This is a genomic window from Enterobacter sp. 148H3, from assembly GCF_034107425.1.
Taxonomy (GTDB): domain Bacteria; phylum Pseudomonadota; class Gammaproteobacteria; order Enterobacterales; family Enterobacteriaceae; genus Enterobacter; species Enterobacter vonholyi.
Map to the genome: position 1 here is coordinate 246,826 of NZ_JAWNEI010000007.1, position 17,660 is coordinate 264,485.

Annotated in this window: 12 protein-coding genes; 7 read left to right on the forward strand and 5 right to left on the reverse strand. The window is 53.2% G+C overall.

Annotated features, from left to right (window positions below; all coding sequences use genetic code 11):
- The first annotated feature begins 203 nt into the window (after positions 1–203).
- The 6 genes from USH94_RS12870 (at position 204) to pheP (ending at position 8,137) form a co-directional block, all read left to right on the forward strand.
- A complete protein-coding gene (locus USH94_RS12870) occupies positions 204–1,220 on the forward strand; it encodes an iron ABC transporter substrate-binding protein (RefSeq protein ID WP_111963358.1) in 1,017 nt (338 codons plus the stop codon).
- A 24-nt stretch (positions 1,221–1,244) separates the two neighbouring features.
- Entirely contained in the window at positions 1,245–2,819 is a 1,575-nt protein-coding gene (locus USH94_RS12875; RefSeq protein ID WP_181574014.1) for an ABC transporter permease, read from the forward strand.
- 1 nt (position 2,820) lies between these two features.
- Positions 2,821–3,852, forward strand: coding sequence for an ABC transporter ATP-binding protein (locus tag USH94_RS12880; RefSeq protein ID WP_111963356.1), 1,032 nt, complete (start codon positions 2,821–2,823; stop codon positions 3,850–3,852).
- A gap of 149 nt (positions 3,853–4,001) precedes the next feature.
- Positions 4,002–4,277 carry a DUF1471 family periplasmic protein YahO gene (gene yahO / locus USH94_RS12885; protein WP_023310654.1) on the forward strand — a complete coding sequence of 92 codons (276 nt, stop codon included), beginning with the start codon at positions 4,002–4,004 and terminating at the stop codon, positions 4,275–4,277.
- A gap of 184 nt (positions 4,278–4,461) precedes the next feature.
- Positions 4,462–6,645 (forward strand): TonB-dependent receptor, encoded by a 2,184-nt coding sequence (locus USH94_RS12890; RefSeq protein ID WP_111963355.1) that lies wholly within the window; start codon positions 4,462–4,464, stop codon positions 6,643–6,645.
- 103 nt (positions 6,646–6,748) lie between these two features.
- Positions 6,749–8,137, forward strand: coding sequence for a phenylalanine transporter (pheP, locus tag USH94_RS12895; RefSeq protein WP_111963354.1), 1,389 nt, complete (start codon positions 6,749–6,751; stop codon positions 8,135–8,137).
- An 86-nt stretch (positions 8,138–8,223) separates the two neighbouring features.
- Here pheP and USH94_RS12900 read toward each other — a convergent pair whose 3' ends face one another.
- Both USH94_RS12900 and USH94_RS12905 read right to left on the reverse strand, forming a co-directional pair.
- The gene (locus USH94_RS12900) at positions 8,224–9,468 is read right to left on the reverse strand and encodes a mechanosensitive ion channel family protein (RefSeq protein ID WP_111963353.1); all 1,245 of its coding nucleotides are present in this window, start codon (positions 9,466–9,468) and stop codon (positions 8,224–8,226) included.
- Between the two features lie 65 nt (positions 9,469–9,533).
- Positions 9,534–10,970, reverse strand: coding sequence for an MFS transporter (locus tag USH94_RS12905; RefSeq protein ID WP_111963352.1), 1,437 nt, complete (start codon positions 10,968–10,970; stop codon positions 9,534–9,536).
- A gap of 107 nt (positions 10,971–11,077) precedes the next feature.
- Between USH94_RS12905 and USH94_RS12910 the strand changes: the two genes are divergently transcribed.
- Entirely contained in the window at positions 11,078–11,947 is an 870-nt protein-coding gene (locus USH94_RS12910) for a helix-turn-helix transcriptional regulator (protein ID WP_111963351.1), read from the forward strand.
- 30 nt (positions 11,948–11,977) lie between these two features.
- Here USH94_RS12910 and USH94_RS12915 read toward each other — a convergent pair whose 3' ends face one another.
- From USH94_RS12915 to USH94_RS12925, 3 genes are all read right to left on the reverse strand, one after another.
- Positions 11,978–12,586: a helix-turn-helix domain-containing protein gene (locus USH94_RS12915; RefSeq protein ID WP_111963350.1), complete on the reverse strand. Its 609-nt coding sequence runs from the start codon at positions 12,584–12,586 to the stop codon at positions 11,978–11,980.
- Positions 12,587–12,983: 397 nt separating this feature from the next.
- Positions 12,984–14,597: a ShlB/FhaC/HecB family hemolysin secretion/activation protein gene (locus USH94_RS12920; RefSeq protein ID WP_223582390.1), complete on the reverse strand. Its 1,614-nt coding sequence runs from the start codon at positions 14,595–14,597 to the stop codon at positions 12,984–12,986.
- 146 nt (positions 14,598–14,743) lie between these two features.
- The gene (locus USH94_RS12925; RefSeq protein WP_111963348.1) at positions 14,744–17,401 is read right to left on the reverse strand and encodes a filamentous hemagglutinin N-terminal domain-containing protein; all 2,658 of its coding nucleotides are present in this window, start codon (positions 17,399–17,401) and stop codon (positions 14,744–14,746) included.
- Positions 17,402–17,660: the final 259 nt, after the last annotated feature.

The following is a 17,660-nucleotide window of genomic DNA, read 5'->3' on the forward strand; positions in this document are numbered from 1 at the left end:
GCAGGCTTAAGGTTTTCTTAATCTAATAATTATCTCTCATTAAAATTTGGATTTTTATCATTCTAAAATCTGCTAAAAAGAAATTTTACACTTTTACGACTAAACTCGATTGATACTAATTATCATTAGCGTTGTTGTATGCTTTAATCCTGTCCCACAAAGCTATGAGTGGTTACTCCCGTTGGTCTATTAAGGATATGTTCATGAATTCTCGCCTGCTGTCCTGCTTCTCGCTTGCCTTGTTGTCTTCCTCCCTTTTCCTTTCCACACAATCGGTTGCCGCCGATAACAACGAAGGTATCGTTGTTTATAACGCGCAGCACGAAAACCTGGTGAAGTCGTGGGTTGACGGTTTTACTAAAGAAACCGGTATTAAAGTCACGCTACGTAATGGTGATGACAGCGAGCTGGGTAACCAGCTGGTGCAGGAGGGCAGCGCGTCGCCGGCAGACGTATTCCTGACGGAGAACTCGCCGTCCATGGTGCTGGTGGATAATGCAAACCTGTTTGCGCCGCTGGATGCAGACACCCTGAAGCAGGTACCGGCAGAGTATCGTCCGGCGCACGGTCGCTGGATCGGCATTGCCGCCCGCAGCACGGTATTCGTCTATAACCCGGCAAAACTCAGCGAACAGCAGCTGCCTAAGTCGCTGATGGATCTGGCGAAACCCGAGTGGAAAGGCCGCTGGGCGGCATCACCGTCAGGTGCGGATTTCCAGGCCATCGTGAGCGCAATGCTGGCGCTGAAAGGCGAGAAGGCCACCCTGGAATGGCTTAAAGCGATGAAAGCCAATTTCGTTGCCTATAAAGGCAACAGCACCGTGATGAAGGCGGTCAATGCCGGCCAGATTGATGGCGGCGTGATTTATCACTACTACCGCTTTGTCGACCAGTCCAAAACCGGTGAAAACAGCAAAAACACTCAGCTCTACTACTTCAAACACCAGGATCCGGGCGCGTTCGTAAGCCTTTCCGGCGGTGGCGTGCTGGCGTCCAGCAAACACAAAGCGCAGGCGCAGGCCTTCATCAAATACATTACCGGTAAAGAAGGTCAGGAAAGTCTGCGTACCAACAATGCCTTTGAGTATGCAGTGGGCGTGAACGCGGCCTCCAACCCGAAACTGGTTCCGCTGAAAGATCTTAATGCACCGAAAGTTGAACCTTCAACGCTCAACAGTAAAAAAGTTATCGAGCTGATGACGCAAGCCGGTCTGCTGTGATCCTGAGAGTGAAGTGAACGTCTTATGTCTGGTCTGAGTCTCGACATCGGAAAAAACAGAGTGCAGGAGCCTGTCCGCAGGCGTCCTGCACTGCCGATGGTTGCGTTAGCTGTGTTGTTTTCATTAATGGCGCTTCTGCCTTTGGGTTTTATCATTGCCATTGGCATTGAGACCGGCTGGGAAACTATTAAGGCGCTGGTGTTTCGCCCGCGTGTGGCTGAGCTGCTCAGCAACACGCTGTGGCTGACGGCTTTAGCGGTTCCGCTGTCTATCGTGACGGGCGTGGCGATTGCCTGGCTCACAGAGCGCACGCAGCTTGCCGGACGGGGCATCTGGTCCGCGCTGGCGGTCGCTCCGCTGGCCATTCCCGCGTTTGTGCAAAGCTATGCTTGGGTGAGCGTTATCCCGTCCATGCACGGGCTCTCCGCGGGCGTGTTCCTCTCGGTTCTTGCGTACTATCCGTTTATCTATATGCCGGTTGCGGCGGTGCTGCGTCGCCTTGACCCGACGCTTGAAGATGTCGCCGCGTCGCTCGGCACGCCGCCGTGGAAGGTCTTTTTCCGCGTGGTGCTGCCCCAGCTCAAGCTGGCTATCTGCGGCGGCGCGCTGCTGGTGGCGCTGCACCTGCTGGCGGAATATGGCCTGTACGTGATGATCCGCTTTGATACCTTCACCACGGCAATCTACGACCAGTTTCAGTCTACCTTCAGCGGTCCGGCGGCAAACATGCTGGCGGGCGTGCTGGCCTTGTGCTGCCTGGCTATATTAATGCTGGAAGGCGTGACGCGTGGAAAAGCCCGCTACGCGCGAATTGGCGCCGGGGCCGCGCGCGAGCAGAAACGCTGGCCGCTGAAGCCTGCGGCGGCCGCGCTGGGTCAGCTGTTTTTCATCGTGCTGATCGTGCTGGCGCTGGGCGTGCCGTTAATTGTTCTGTGTCGCTGGGTTTGGCTCGGCGGCGTGCAAAACTGGATGAGTGCCGATCTCTGGCACTCCCTGCGCCAGACGCTGATGCTCGGCGTGGGCGGCGCACTTCTCACGACCGTGTGCGTGATCCCCATCGCGTGGCTCGGTATCCGCTATCCACACCGCATCTTCCGGATGCTGGAAGGGTGCATCTATATCACCAGTTCGCTGCCGGGCATTGTCACGGCGCTGGCGCTGGTCACCGTCACTATTCATTACGCCCGTCCCATTTACCAGACGGAAATTACCCTGTTCCTGGCCTACCTGCTGATGTTTATGCCCCGTGCGCTCATCAACCTGCGGGCGGGGATTGCTCAGGCGCCGGTCGAGCTGGAAAACGTGGCGCGCAGCCTGGGCAGCACGCCCGCGAAGGCGCTCTGGAGCGTCACGATGCGGCTTGCCGCGCCGGGTGCGGCGGCGGGTGCCGCGCTGGTTTTCCTCGGCGTCAGCAACGAGTTGACCGCCACGCTGTTGCTCTCTCCTCTGGGCACGCGCACGCTCTCAACCGGATTCTGGGCGCTAACCAGTGAAATTGATTATGTGGCTGCAGCGCCTTACGCGATGCTGATGATCCTGATTTCACTCCCGCTGACCGCCATTCTCTATATGCAGTCGAAGAAAATTGCAGGGCTATGACATGCTTGAATTAACCGCCATTTCTAAATCGTTTTCTGATGTGCAGGTGCTCGACAGCTTAAACCTGAGCGTTGCGCCGGGGAGCAGGACGGCGATTGTCGGGCCGTCCGGGTCGGGTAAAACCACGCTGCTGCGTATTCTTGCCGGCTTTGAAACGCCCGACACGGGGCGCATTGTCATGCAGGGGAGAACGCTGTTTGATGAAAACAACTTTGTTCCCGCCCACCTGCGCCGGATCGGTTTTGTTCCTCAGGAGGGCGCGCTGTTCCCCCACCTTAATGTGGCAGACAACATTGCCTGGGGGCTGGACGGTACCCGCCACGAGAAGCGCCAGCGCGTTGAGGCGCTGATGGAGATGGTCTCTCTGGACAGGCAGCTCGCAACGCACTGGCCCCATGAGATTTCCGGCGGACAGCAGCAGCGCGTGGCGCTTGCCCGTGCGCTTGCCCAGCGTCCTTCCCTGATGCTGCTGGATGAACCTTTCTCGGCGCTGGACACCGGCTTGCGCGCCATGACCCGTAAAGCCACGGCCGATCTGCTGGCTGAAGCGGGCGTGGCCTCGATTCTGGTCACCCACGATCAGAACGAAGCGTTATCCTTTGCCACGCAGGTTGCCGTCATGCGTTCAGGACGCTTCACGCAGGTCGGGACGCCTTATGAGGTGTACACTCGTCCGGTTGACGAAGAGACGGCGCTGTTTCTTGGCGATGCGCTGATCCTGCCTGCGCAGCTCACCGCGGGCTACGCTCTGTGCGCCCTGGGTGAGGTGCCCACGGACAACGCGCAGGCTACAGGGCAGGGCAGAGTAATGCTGCGCCCGGAACAGCTGAGCGTGACGGCATGTGCCTCCCATGAAAGCCCAATTTCGATTCTTGATGTGGACTTCACCGGCCAGCTGTCGACGCTCACCCTTGGGCTCGCCGGGCAGCACGAGCCCGTGACCCTGAAGACCGTCAGCCAGCCAGGATGGAACCCTGGCACGGCGGTACGCATTGATATTGCTGGCACCGCGCGTGTATTCGAATATTCTTAATATTCGTTAGTAATTTCATGCAACGGGTTGTTATAAAAGATTTTTCCCGAACGTATGGCATTCTCTGAGATTCTCTACCATGCTCATAAAACCTCACCACAATGCGTGAGGTTTTTCGTAGTTGCTGATTAATCTCAAGGAAAAAGGTTATGAAAAAGACGACTGCTATTTTGTTGGGAACGGCGTTACTGTTTACAACCAATGCTTTTGCTGCACAGCTACTCACTAAAAGCGAGTTCAAAAAAGTTGCATCTCAATATAAAAAAATCGGTACGGTAAACACCTCGAATGAAGTATCGGTGGATGATGCAAAAAAAGAACTGATTGAGAAAGCCGATAAGAAAGGCGCAGATGTCCTGGTGCTCACTTCAGGGAACACCAACAATAAAATTCACGGTACGGCCAATATCTACAAGAAAAAATAACGTCATTGCAGCCACCCCGAAACGGGGTGGTTGTTCACCCTCTTTTCTCGCCATACCTCCTCATGAACGCGGTTACACTTGCTAATGCATTTATAATGCGTATAGTTCTCATTTGCATTTCAGCAAACACATTCTAAGGCCCGACAACGGGTCATTTTTGCGCGCACTTTCAAATGAGTTAACGATGAACAACACCAACATACACAAAACGCTGCTGGCGCTCGCCGTTGGCGCAATAACACATTCCTCCTTCGCGGCTGACGATCAAAAAGAAGATACCCTCATTGTGCAGGCTAAGCCTGCCAGCGAGTTCAAACCCGGTGGCGACCAGCTGGTACCGGCCTTCCTTGACGGACAGGTGGCGAACGGCGGACGCATGGGAATGCTGGGCCAGCAGAACGCCATGGACGTACCGTTCAACATCATCAGCTACACCTCAAAGCTGGTGGAAGATCAGCAGGCGAAAACCATTGCTGACGTGGTCGCTAACGACGCGGGCGTGCAGTTCGTTCAGGGGTACGGCAACAGCGCGGAAACCTACCGCATCCGCGGCCTGAAGTTTGACGGTGACGACATGACCTTTGGCGGTCTGTCCGGCGTGCTGCCGCGGCAGGTAGTAGATACCCAGATGGTCGATCGCATCGAGATCTTCAAAGGTGCCAACTCGCTGATGAACGGCGCGGCGAGCTCCGGCGTGGGCGGGATGATCAACCTTGAGCCTAAACACGCGGGCGAACTCCCGCAGGCGAAAGTGGGCATCGACTATACCTCTGATTCCCAGATTGGCACCACGCTGGATGCGGGCCGTCGCTACGGCGACAGCGACCAGTTTGGCGCGCGGGTGAACCTGGTCCATCGCGAAGGGGAAACCGGCATACCGAATGACCGCCGCCGCACCACGCTGCTCTCTACCGGCCTGGATTACAGCGGTGACCGCTTCCGCACCTCGCTGGATCTCGGCTATCAGAAGAAAACCTTCCACGGCAGCCCGACCAGCGTCAATATCTCCGCGGTGGATTTCGTACCCGAGCCGCCGAAAAACGATCGCAACTTCTCTCAGAAGTGGGCCTACAGCGACATCGAAAACGAGTTTGGGATGTGGCGCAGCGAGTACGACATCACCGACGGCTGGACCGCCTACACCGGCCTGGGCGCGCAGCACGCGCACGAGGAAGGGATCTACAGCGCGCCGAAGCTGGTGGATAAAAGCGGCAAGGCAACGGTCAGCCGCCTTGATACCAACCGTATCAGCGATTCCGTCAGCGGCATGGCGGGCATTCGCGGTAACTTTGATACCGGTTTTATCTCGCACAAGGTCAACGTCGGCTATTCTGCGATGACCAAAAACGAAAAAATCGCGTGGAAAATGTCGGCTGCGAAGGATAACCCGACCACCAACATCTACCACAATACCGGCGTCGATATGCCGGACAGCACTAACTTCAACGGCTCCGGCGGAAAGTACAGCGACCCGCTGACCAGCGGACGCACGCGCACCCAGGGCTGGCTGCTGAGCGATACGCTGGGCGTGCTGGACGACAAACTGCTGTTCACCGCAGGCGCCCGCCATCAGAAGGTGGTCATTCGCGGCTATAACAAAATTACCGGTGCGGAAAACGCGGCGGATGGCTTCGACGGCAGCCGCTGGATGCCAACCTATGGCGTGGTCTACAAGCCGTGGGAGACGATCTCCCTCTATGCCAACCATACCGAAGCGCTGCAGCCGGGCAAAACCGCGCCTAATACCGCCACCAACTACGGCCAGAGCACCGGTATCGTTCACTCTAAGCAGAATGAAGTGGGCGTGAAGGCGGACTTTGGCCGCGTGGGCGGATCGCTTGCGCTGTTCGAAATCAAAATGCCGTCGGCGATCCTCGACGACAGCGGTCACTACGGCCTTGACGCTGAACAGCGTAACCGTGGCGTGGAGCTGAACGTCTTCGGCGAGCCAATGCTGGGGATGCGTCTGAACGCCAGCGCTACCTGGCTGCAGGCTGAGCTAACCAAAACCAAAAATGGCGTGAATCAAGGTAACGATGCGATCGGTATTCCGAACTTTTACGCCGTGCTGGGCGCAGAGTACGACATCAAGCCGATTAACGGCCTGACTGCCACCGCCCGCGTGAACCACTCCGGCGCGCAATATGCTGACCTTGCAAACACCAAAAAGCTGGACAGCTACACCACGCTGGAGCTGGGGATGCGTTATCGCTTCGAGGTGAACCACAATGCAAACCAGATGACCGTGCGCGCGGGAATCGACAACGTGACCAATGAAAACTACTGGTCCAGCGTGGACGATTCCGGTACCTATATTACGCAGGGCGAACCGCGCACCTTTAAGGTTTCGGTTGGCTACGAATTCTAAGCGTTCCATCTCGTTATCCGGGGCAGGGATGCCCCAATCCCTTGCTACCTCCAGCATGAAGTGTTAAAACGTGCCCCTTCTAAAAAAGAGACAGGGGTAGGACGTGAAAGACGCGTCATCCGCTTCAGGCCATGGTAGCGCCGAAGCCTCGTCGGATCAGAATCCGACGCTGCAACGTGGGTTGCAAAATCGACATATTCAGTTAATTGCCCTTGGCGGCGCAATCGGTACCGGGCTGTTTCTCGGCATCGGCCCCGCTATTCAGATGGCTGGCCCGGCGGTTCTGCTGGGTTATGGTATCGCCGGGATTATTGCCTTCCTGATCATGCGCCAGCTTGGCGAGATGGTCGTTGAAGAGCCAGTATCAGGCTCCTTCGCGCACTTTGCTTATAAATACTGGGGCCCGTTTGCCGGCTTCCTGTCCGGCTGGAACTACTGGGTAATGTTCGTGCTGGTGGGGATGGCGGAGTTAACCGCCGCAGGCATCTATATGCAGTACTGGCTGCCGGATGTCCCGACGTGGATCTGGGCGGCGGCCTTCTTCATCATTATTAACGCCGTTAACCTCGTCAACGTCCGCCTGTATGGCGAAACCGAATTCTGGTTTGCGCTGATCAAGGTGCTGGCGATTATCGGCATGATCGGCTTTGGCCTGTGGCTGCTGTTCTCTGGCCACGGCGGCGAGCGCGCCACGATCGACAACCTGTGGCAGCACGGCGGCTTCCTCGCCACCGGCTGGAAAGGGCTGATTCTCTCCCTGGCGGTGATCATGTTCTCCTTCGGTGGGCTGGAGCTAATTGGCATTACCGCCGCCGAAGCGTGCGACCCGCATAAAAGCATTCCAAAAGCGGTTAACCAGGTGGTGTATCGGGTCCTGCTGTTCTACATCGGCTCGCTGGTGGTCTTGCTGGCCCTCTATCCGTGGGTGGAAGTGAAGTCCGACAGCAGCCCGTTCGTGATGATTTTCCACGATCTGAACAGCAACGTGGTGGCTTCTGCACTGAATTTCGTCATTCTGGTGGCGTCGCTGTCGGTCTATAACAGCGGCGTTTACTCCAACAGCCGTATGCTGTTTGGCCTCTCCGTACAGGGCAATGCTCCGCGCTTTTTAACGCGCGTCAGCCGTCGCGGCGTGCCGGTGAACTCTTTATTGCTGTCAGGGGCCATCACGTCGCTGGTGGTGCTGATCAACTACCTCCTGCCGAAAGAGGCCTTCGGCCTGCTGATGGCGCTGGTTGTCGCCACGCTGCTGCTGAACTGGATCATGATCTGCCTGGCGCACCTGCGCTTTCGCGCCGCGATGCGCCGCAAGGGACGCGAAACTCAGTTCAAAGCGCTGCTTTACCCGGCGGGGAACTACATCTGTATCGCTTTCCTGGGGCTGATTCTGGTGCTGATGTGCACCATGGATGAGATGCGCCTCTCGGCGATGCTGCTGCCGGTGTGGGTTATATTCCTGTTTGTGGCGTTTAAGCTCTCCCGAAAAAAGTGATCTGCTTTTCACCCTCTCCCCGTGGGAGAGGGCCGGGGTGAGGGCACCAGACCGCACCTGCCTTCACGCCCGGTGTACGAAACTGATTATCTGACGATGACCCCCGACAGGGAGCGAATATCATTCCCTGTTGGCGACTGGTGAATACGCAAACCAAATTCATCCACCACCGCGAAAATATGGTCGAAGATGTCGGCCTGTATCTCCTCATATTCTGCCCAGATCACCGTATTGGTGAAGCCATATATTTCAATCGGCAAACCATTCGCGTCAGGCGCCAACTGACGCACCATCAGCGTCATATCTTTGCGAATGCGCGGGTGGTTGCGAAGATATTCGTTCAGGTAGGCGCGGAAGGTGCCAATATTGGTCATCTTGCGAAGGTTTAATACCGATTCCCCTTCACCGTTCTTCTGATTCCACAGGTTTATTTCCTCATGTCGCGCGGCCAGATAGGGCTTAAGCAGTTTCGCCTGAATAAGTTTCTGCTGTTCCTGCTCGTCGAGAAAATGAATGCTGGTGGTATCAATGTTCAGGCTGCGCTTAATGCGTCGACCGCCGGAGGCTGACATGCCGCTCCAGTTGATAAAGGCGTCGGAGACCAGCGCCCACGTAGGGATGGTCGTAATCGTATTATCGAAATTGCGTACCTTAACGGTAGTCAGGCCGATGTCCGTCACCGTGCCGTTGGCACCGTATTTCGGCATCTCCAGCCAGTCGCCGAGCTTGAGCATGTCGTTAGCGGAAAGCTGAATCCCCGCCACAAGTCCGAGTATCGGGTCTTTAAACACCAGCATCAGGACGGCAGCCATGGCACCCAGACCGCTGATCAGAATCGCCGGGGACTGACCAATCAGCAGGGAGATAATCAGTATTCCCACCAGGATGGCGCTCACCAGCTTGATGCCCTGGAAGATCCCCTTCAGCGGCAGCTGTGACGCGGTAGCCATTTTCTGCGACAGATTGAAAATCACGTCCAGCAGCGAGAAGAAGGAGAGCAGGGCATACACCATCACCCACAGCTTCGCGCAGGTGGTGAGTATTTCCGCCGCTTCGCTGCCTTTTTGCAGCCACAGTACCGCCTGGACGTTGACGATTATCCCCTGCAGGGTAAAGGCCAGACGGTGAAATAATTTATTCTGGGTGATGATCTGCAGCCATAAATGGCTGCTAGCCTGCGCGCGTTTTTCGAAAGCGCGAAGCACGCCTTTGTGAAGAATAAAATGAACGATGATGGCGGTAAGAAAAATAATACCAAAGATAATCACTAAAGAGGTGGTGTGATTAATTTCAATGCCTAACTCTTCAACCTGAGCAATCAATTCCTGCATAACGTCTCCTGTATTTTTGCAGCCCCATAATGGCGGCTGCGGATCTATTATGCAAATTCACAGGCTTATTTGGTGGCCTGGCAGATCTTCGCCACCGGCAGACACAGGCGATGGCGGATGCGCAGCGTCGCCAGGGCAAGCACCACCATCATCGCCGTTTCCACCATCAGGAAGACGTTAACTGCCTGGGTGTAATCCCCGTGATGGTTCTGCAGTGCGTGCAGCAAAATCGCGCCAAAAATGGCCGGGCCAAGCCCCAGCGCGGCCTGCTGCAGGGTGCTGAGAATGGCGCTCGCGGCCCCGGCGTCGTCAGGCTGAATATCGCGCATCCCGATGCGGTAGAAACTGTTCACGATCAGCGCCTGCCCGTAGCCCACCAGTCCGGTGGCGGGTGCCAGCGTCAGGGCGGTATTGTTCATGCCCCACAGCCGGAACGTCGCCATCAGCGCCAGCAGACCGGCAATCTGGATCGCCAGACCCGTCAGCAGAATAGTGCTGGTGCTGTAGCGGGCAATCAGCCGCGGCGCGAACCACGCGGAGATAAAATAAGTCACTCCAAGAGCGATAAAACTGTTCCCGGACTGCCATGGGGCCATCCCCAGACCGGTTTGCATGGTGAGCGCCATACAGAACATAAAACCGGACCAGACGCTGAAAAAGAGCATCGCAATCAGAATGCCAAAGCGCACGCTGCGAAGCGAAAGCAGGCGCGGCGGGATCAGCGGGTGGGCATTCTCACGCTCCTTTATGCGCGCATTCATCGCCATCAGCCAGGCTAGAGGGATAAGGGCGAGCAGCATCGCCTTCAGCGGCCAGGACCAGTGCCACTGCGGGCCGAGCGCCATCGGAAACAGCAGGCAGCAAAGCATAATGGCCAGCAACACGGTACCCGGCCAGTCGATGCGTGACGGCGTCTCACGACGGGTTTCCGGTACGAAGCGGCGGCTTAGCGCCAGCACCACCAGACAGATCGGTACGTTGATAAAGAAGGCGTTTCGCCAGCCCAGCCCGGCGATATCCGCCGATACCAGCCAGCCCCCGCCCATCTGCCCGACGATAAACGCAATCCCGCCGATGCCGCCGAACAGGCTGATGGCTTTTGCGTGGGCGGTACCTTTCAGCGTCACGTGCAGCGTGGCAAGAATTTGCGGCATGATGAGTGCGGCACCCGCGCCCTGAACGATGCGCGCGGCCAGCAGCTGTTCAATGTTTCCCGCCATCCCGCACAGCAGCGAGGCCAGGCCAAAGCTCGCTACACCCCACATGAACAGACGCCGACGGCCAAAGTTATCCCCCAGCTTGCTGCCGAGCGCCAGGCAGACGGCGAAGGCCACGCCGTAAAGGGCCACAATCAGCTCCAGCTCGGTGGCGGTAGCGTGCAGCGAATGGGTGATGGCGTCCAGCGCCACGTTGGTGATTGAGGTATCAATCATCGGCAGCATCTGGCCGGTTAGCAGCAATATCAGGCCAGCGCGGCCCGGTGAAACAACTGACGTATTCATGGTAACTCCATTGCGTCATTCATCAGATGGTCGTAGCATCTACCATCAGATAAACGGGTACCAGTTCTTGCTTATACTGGTACTGGCACTACCATGCAGGGGGATTTATGGCGCTGATGTCTGAACCTGTCGTCTCACTTCAGGATGACACGCGAAAACAGCTGGGGGCATTTTTACGTGCCCGGCGTGAAAGCCTCGATCCGCAGCGTCTCGGCCTGCCGCGCAGCGGCCGCCGCCGCACGCCGGGTCTTCGTCGGGAAGAGGTGGCGATGCTCGCGGACGTAGGCGTGACCTGGTACACCTGGCTTGAGCAGGGCAGGGACGTCAATCCGTCCAGCGCGGTGATGGCGGCCGTGGCAAAAGCGCTGCAATGTACCCCAACTGAAGCCCGGCACCTGTTTGTATTAGCCGGTTTACCGCCGGGTGAAGCGCCGCAGGCGGTCTGCTGCGAAGGCATCAGCGAAGGCACGCGCCGCCTGCTGGATACGCTGATGCCGAAACCCGCCAGCATTCAGAAACCGAACTTCGATATCGTGGCCTGGAACGACAGCTTCGGGCATCTGATGGGCGTCGATTTCAATGACATCCCTCCCGAAGACCGCAACTGTATTTATCTGTTCCTCACGCATCCGGCGTGGCGTGCCCGCCTCGGCAGACGCGACGACGTGCTGCCCATCTTTGTCTCCTATTTCCGGGCGGCGATGGCCGAACACCGGGGCGATCCTCTGTGGGAGGCCAAACTGGCGCGCTTCTTTGCGGTGTCCGAAGAGTTTAAAACCCTGTGGCACCAGCGCAACGACGTACGCGGCGTGGAGAACCAGCTCAAGCTGTTTACCCATCCCGAGCTGGGGGATTTTACGCTGCAGCAGATGTACTGGTATTCCGCGCCGCGAAACGGCTCGCGGCTGCTGGTGTATCTGCCGGTGGATGAAGCAGGGGAGCGGGCGATGGCATGGCTGGAGAAAAAAAAGATTTAGCACCGCGAGTGGCTTCGCGCCAGGTGTTAACTAGTACTTTTCTGGCAGTTTATGCACTGCTATAAGTATGCCGCGTTTAATGTCTATATGACCATCGATGCGCAGATCGCTCAGAATTTTCATGACGCGGCTGCGCGAAAGACGTGTTTTTTCCTGGATATAATCGCAGACATTAACTGTCAGGCGTAAATCGTCTTTCTCATTTATTAATGCAATGATGTTTTCTCGTATTATCTCATAAGTTGACAGGCCTACAGAGACGTTATTGATTTCAATGAGTCGCTTGATTCCAAACATATAGAGTAGAGCAGCCTCTTTCCAGAGGCGTTCCCGGTCGATGATATTCAATACTTCATTTCGTGGAATGATTTCATATTTAACCTCACTGCAGGCTTTAAAATAGAAATTCGCATTCATGTCCATCAAGGCGTTCATACCCACTAACATCGGGCTCTGAAAGTATTTCATGAGCAAGTTTCCTCTGGTGCGATAGGCTGCCAGCATCCCCTCATGGATAACCAGCGTCATCGGTTCGGGATATTTCTCCATAGTAATTATTTGCCGTGAAACTGCTTGTCGGACACGGTGTGGATTTGTAATTGCTGCAATTATTCTTTTTTCTTCATTTTCAGGTTTCATGATTTTGTATTATTCCTGGGAGTACTTACATTTAATCAAAATAACTGAATGTGTAGAACACAAATTACATATTCCTGCGAGTTGCTAAGATCATTACTGATGAAAATAAACCGTCCTTAAAACGCTGAGGAAAACAAAGGACAAAAACATAGAGAAGATAACGTGTCGGGATCGGCTATTAGCAAGTCAGAATTATGGGCGAAGTGATGTTTATATTTTGACTGTAAACACTTTCCGCATAAGGTGTTGCGGTAATAGGTTAAGCTGCCAGTGGTGTTTAGATTACAGCAGAGGTGAACATCGCTGCGCAAACGAGTAGCCTGAAGAGGGTAAAAACACGTTTTAACCCTCTCAGGGAGTGACAGATCCTGATATGTCTCGAGTGAGCGGTCAGGCATCAGTATTGCCACTGGAGCGAAACACCCAGCGTGACGGGACTGGTATGCAGTTCATCCGGCTTTGAAAGCGGGGTACCGATGAAAAAGTCATAGCCAAATTGACCTTTGACGCCTCGAATGCCAGCCACTGCCCCGGCAAGGTGTGCGCCACTCCAGTAATCATTTTCAGAGCCGCTAACCTCACCGTAATCCACGCCAATATAGGGCTGCATCCCCCACTTTGGCAGGTTAAGATCAATGTCATTGCGTAGATACCAGCCCTTATCCGCATAGATCGACATTTCTCCATCAAACCCTCGCACAGTCCAGCGGTTGCCAATAGTGAACTTATCCGGTTGGGTGAGCCGATCTGGTGACGTTTGCTGCATAAAATGCGGCTCGTAGCTAAAAGCATTTCCGGCCAGTTTGAAAGGGAAGACCCCATCAACTTTAAGCGTAAGGATCCTTGCCAGTGGATCAGCGCTGCCCACCAGCTCTTCTGCATCAGGTTGTTCGCCAAACCACGGAGCCGCATGCTGGTATCCAAAACTAGTCGTAAGTTGACCCGCTGAAAAATAGGCAATGTTATTCAGGCTTAACTGCCAGCTGCTGGTATCCCGATGCTGTACTTCCACTTCCACGTCATTAAGGTCATAGCGTGAGTCACGCTTGATCGTTTTAAAAGCCAGCGTGGTTTTCTGACTGGCGCTGCGGAAGATCACGCGGTTAAGGACAGCCGTCATTAATTTTTCGTCGCTGCTGTACTGGTAGCGAAATTCACCGTTGCGGAGAGTTTGCGTGGAACGATAATGGCTGGCATAAAGGTCAAGCGACCAGTATCCCAATGGAACAGAATAAAAGGCCGAGCTGTTATCGTTGCGACGTCCATCTTCATTTTTGAACCCACCACCATAAGCAATGTAAAACATGTCATTTAATGAAGTTGGGTTATCAAGATAAAAAGCGAGCCCTCCCTGATAACGTCCGGTGTGTTTACTGCCTGAATCATCAAACCAGGAGCCTAGGCGCCATGATTGTGGCTGTGTGCGGGTCACTTCAATATGTGTATCCCCGGGACGATTGCCCGGTAGCAAACGTATACTCGCCTGAGTGCCGGGTATGCGCTGCATATTCTCTAAGCCTTGCTCTAGCCCTCGTAAATCGAGAAGATCGTTTTGGTCTTCCGGAATGTTGTTCCACGCATTTAAAGAATGACCGTTTAACTCTTTTATGTCTATTTCGCTGATGCGGCCAGGCAGAATTGTAAAATGCAAAATACCATTACGTAAATTCTGCGTGGGCACTAATATGCGAGTAGTAATAAATCCATGAGAAATGAGGCGATTCTGCATTGCAGTATGAATGTTTTTAATGCCCCCGGAACCAACACACTGTTTTTCTGTTTGCTTTATGAGATCGCGAAAAGTCAGCCAATGTGGAAGCGACTCTGCGCCATCAATAACGACGTGCTGGATATCATAGCAAACAGCTTCTTTGGTCAGAATCAATGTATCACTTGCGCGCGTTCCTTCTGCAGAAAGCAGCGACTTACTTTGAGGCGCCAGCTGGTCATGCCTGGCTTGATCCTGTTGCTGAGTGGTCGCAGACTCAGCCTTTACGTAACCGGCCGACATTACGAGGAGCGACGCTAAAACGACAGCGAGGCGAGGGTAAGAGATAATCATGTTATTGGCTTCAGAGATTCTGAGGATGTTTAACCCTGGTTTAAAGAAATAAAAAGCCCCATAACCAAAAATGGGGCTTTGAGAGTCATGGATTATTACATAGCGGTGTTAATGCCATATCCGCCAGGGAAATAGACTATTTCAGTAATGGTTCTGCCGAAGTAGGTATCGCCAGGATAAAAGACCATGCCATTTTCCCAAACACCATTACCCTCGGGAGTGCCGTTTGGTTTAATTGAATTATAGCTGGTGCTATTATCCATATTATTTCCATTCCAGCTGTTATTGTCATTAATAAAGCCGGAGTTGTCGATGGAAGTATTGTTACTAGCAGGGGTGATTACATTATTGTCCGGATTGTCAGTGCCAGTCTGATTAATTACTCCTGTGTTATTTACGAAACCAGTGGTTCGGACATACTTGCCAGTGATGATTCCACCCTTTTCGTTATTTATACCATTGTAAGTGTTTAACTGAACATCCTCGGCACTGGTTATGTTACCGCTATTCGTCAAAGAGTTGCTGGTGACATTGATACCATTTTCTGCCGACAGCGTTCCTCCGTTGATAAGGTTGATACGTTCCATCTGAGCATTCAGCTTATTGCCAGCGCTGATAACACCTGTGTTATAAACTGAAGACGGATAGTAGCCGTAGCCGCCGGAAATGAACATGTTGATATCATTCGCAGAGCGGATTTCACCATCGTTTTGCAGGTTATTCATCAGGTAAAGTGTGGTGTCACCTCCTGCCTGGATCTGGCTGCCCGCTTCTGTAGTCACAGCTGAGGCATTGATTGTGATGTTACGGTCGGACTTGATGTCTCCGCTGCGCAGATTATTCAGATTATTTAGGTTTAAATTGATGTCGTTTTTACTTGCAATGGAACCACTGTTATTCAGATCGGACAGCTGAAGATCCATCTGATCGGCAGTCAATGTACCGCTATTTTCCAGTGCGCTGCTGTTCATCTGCATTGCAAGATGACCTTTTGCAGTAATATTACCGCTATTGGTCACTGGACCAGCGTAATTATTCCAGCCATTCGAACCAATGTTCAAAGCCAGGTCTTGGCCAGCAGCGATAGTCCCTGCATTCTGGAACGTACCGGTAACGGTCATATCAATATTACGACCTGCCTGAAGTGTGCTGTTGAGGTCAGAGTTATAGGCCCTTGCATACATGAAAATATCATTGTCAGCGGTGATGGCACCCGAGCTATTATCCAGTGCGCCATTTACGGAAAGTGAACCTTCACTATGGATAGTCCCATTATGGTTAGAAAGCAGATCGTCGCCACTCAACTGCAGTTGGCTGTCGTGACCAAAGGACTGAATAATGCCGTTATTGTTATTGAGTACATTGGCGCTGATCGTATTCCAGCCATTACCGGCTGAGATCAGTCCATTTTCGTTGTTTAGCGCGCGGGTAGTTACGTTCATTGACGCGTTACTGGCGAGCTGGCCAGATGTATTATCGATATTGGTGGTATCTAGGCTAAGAGCACCCTTCGCCACAATCTTGCCCTGAGTATTGTTTATGCCACGGGCGTCCGAATTACTATAGGCATAAGACGCGCGTTGAACCAACAGTTCGCCATTACTGAGTATTTCCCCCTGCGCATTATCCAGTGAATCAGCCATCACAAAGGTGCTGGCATTTCCCTGTACTGAGCCAGCTGTGTTGAGAGTAGTTTTACCCGCCAGGTTAACCATGTCCGCTTTGATAAGGCCATGGCTGTTATCAACCATTTCATCTGCTGTGATGGAGACCACGCCGTCGGAGGTAATTTGACCGTTACGGTTTACTACGCTGGTACCCTTGATCATTGCTGCGTTTCCAGCATTCACATGGCCGCCATTGTTTTCGACGTTACCATTAACGTCAATCGAAAGCGTGTCGTTTGCAGTAAGATCGGTATTGTCAAGACGAACGCCGACACCGGTATCCGTACCTTCCATAAAGATTTTATTGGCATACATTGAGCCCAGCGCAGATACATCTAGTGCTAATTCGGGAGCTTTGCTGTCATCATATCTTTTCTGAACACGACCCTTTTTATCAATACGGTTGTTACCCGTGATAATATTCAGCTCATTGGCCTGCAGCTTCGCGTTAACTTTGACTGACCGGGAGATAATATCTGTATATTGAACCGCGCGGGTATCCATACCTTTTCCGGTAATGTTAACCTCGCCTTTGCTAATATCCAGTCCTGTTACATTACCGTTTGCATCAAAATTGGCGGTACCGGTGGTTAAGGTCGCGTGATTCGTATTAATAAAACCGCATCCATCACAGGTAATCCCGGATGGGTTAGCAATAATAACCTGAGCAGATTTTCCAGCGACTTCAATCATGCCATTTAACTGGCTTGGGTTGGAAGAGCGTACTTCATTTAGAATGACTTTTGCACTACCGCTTGCCATATTTGTATTGCCATCAATCATACCTGCTAGCTGAGTGTTAGACGCCGCGCCACTGTTATTAAGAATAACACCGTGAGTTTCAACGTTAAATTCAGAGTAAACGTTATGAGAGACGCCTTCTGCGCTGGCTTTATTAATATCAACAATCGTTGTACCGTTTGAATTAGTGTGGATGCCGGGTTGTTCCGTATTTCCTGCAACAACGGCAGCGTGAACAGGCATGATCATGCCCAGAGCTAACATAGTAGCGAAACAGGTCGGCGCGAGTTTGGCGTGCAAAACCTGACGTGTGAGGTGGGTGCTTACTGCACATTTATTTTTCATATCTCTATCCTTGTATTCCTTGAAATAATAACGCCCATCGTGTGTTAAAATGGGTTTTAAATGGAATCATGCGAAATCAAAAATCCTTTAAAAGACTTGTAATTGTTTATTTCAATATGTCTTTTTATTACGGTGTGCCTTTAGTGATAAAACTAAATTGATTTGTTTGAATTTTGCGCAATGGATTCGTGGTGTTTATGAAACTAAAGGGGAGTATTGATATGCATTAATAAAAAAAGGCTTACGGAAAGAATATAAT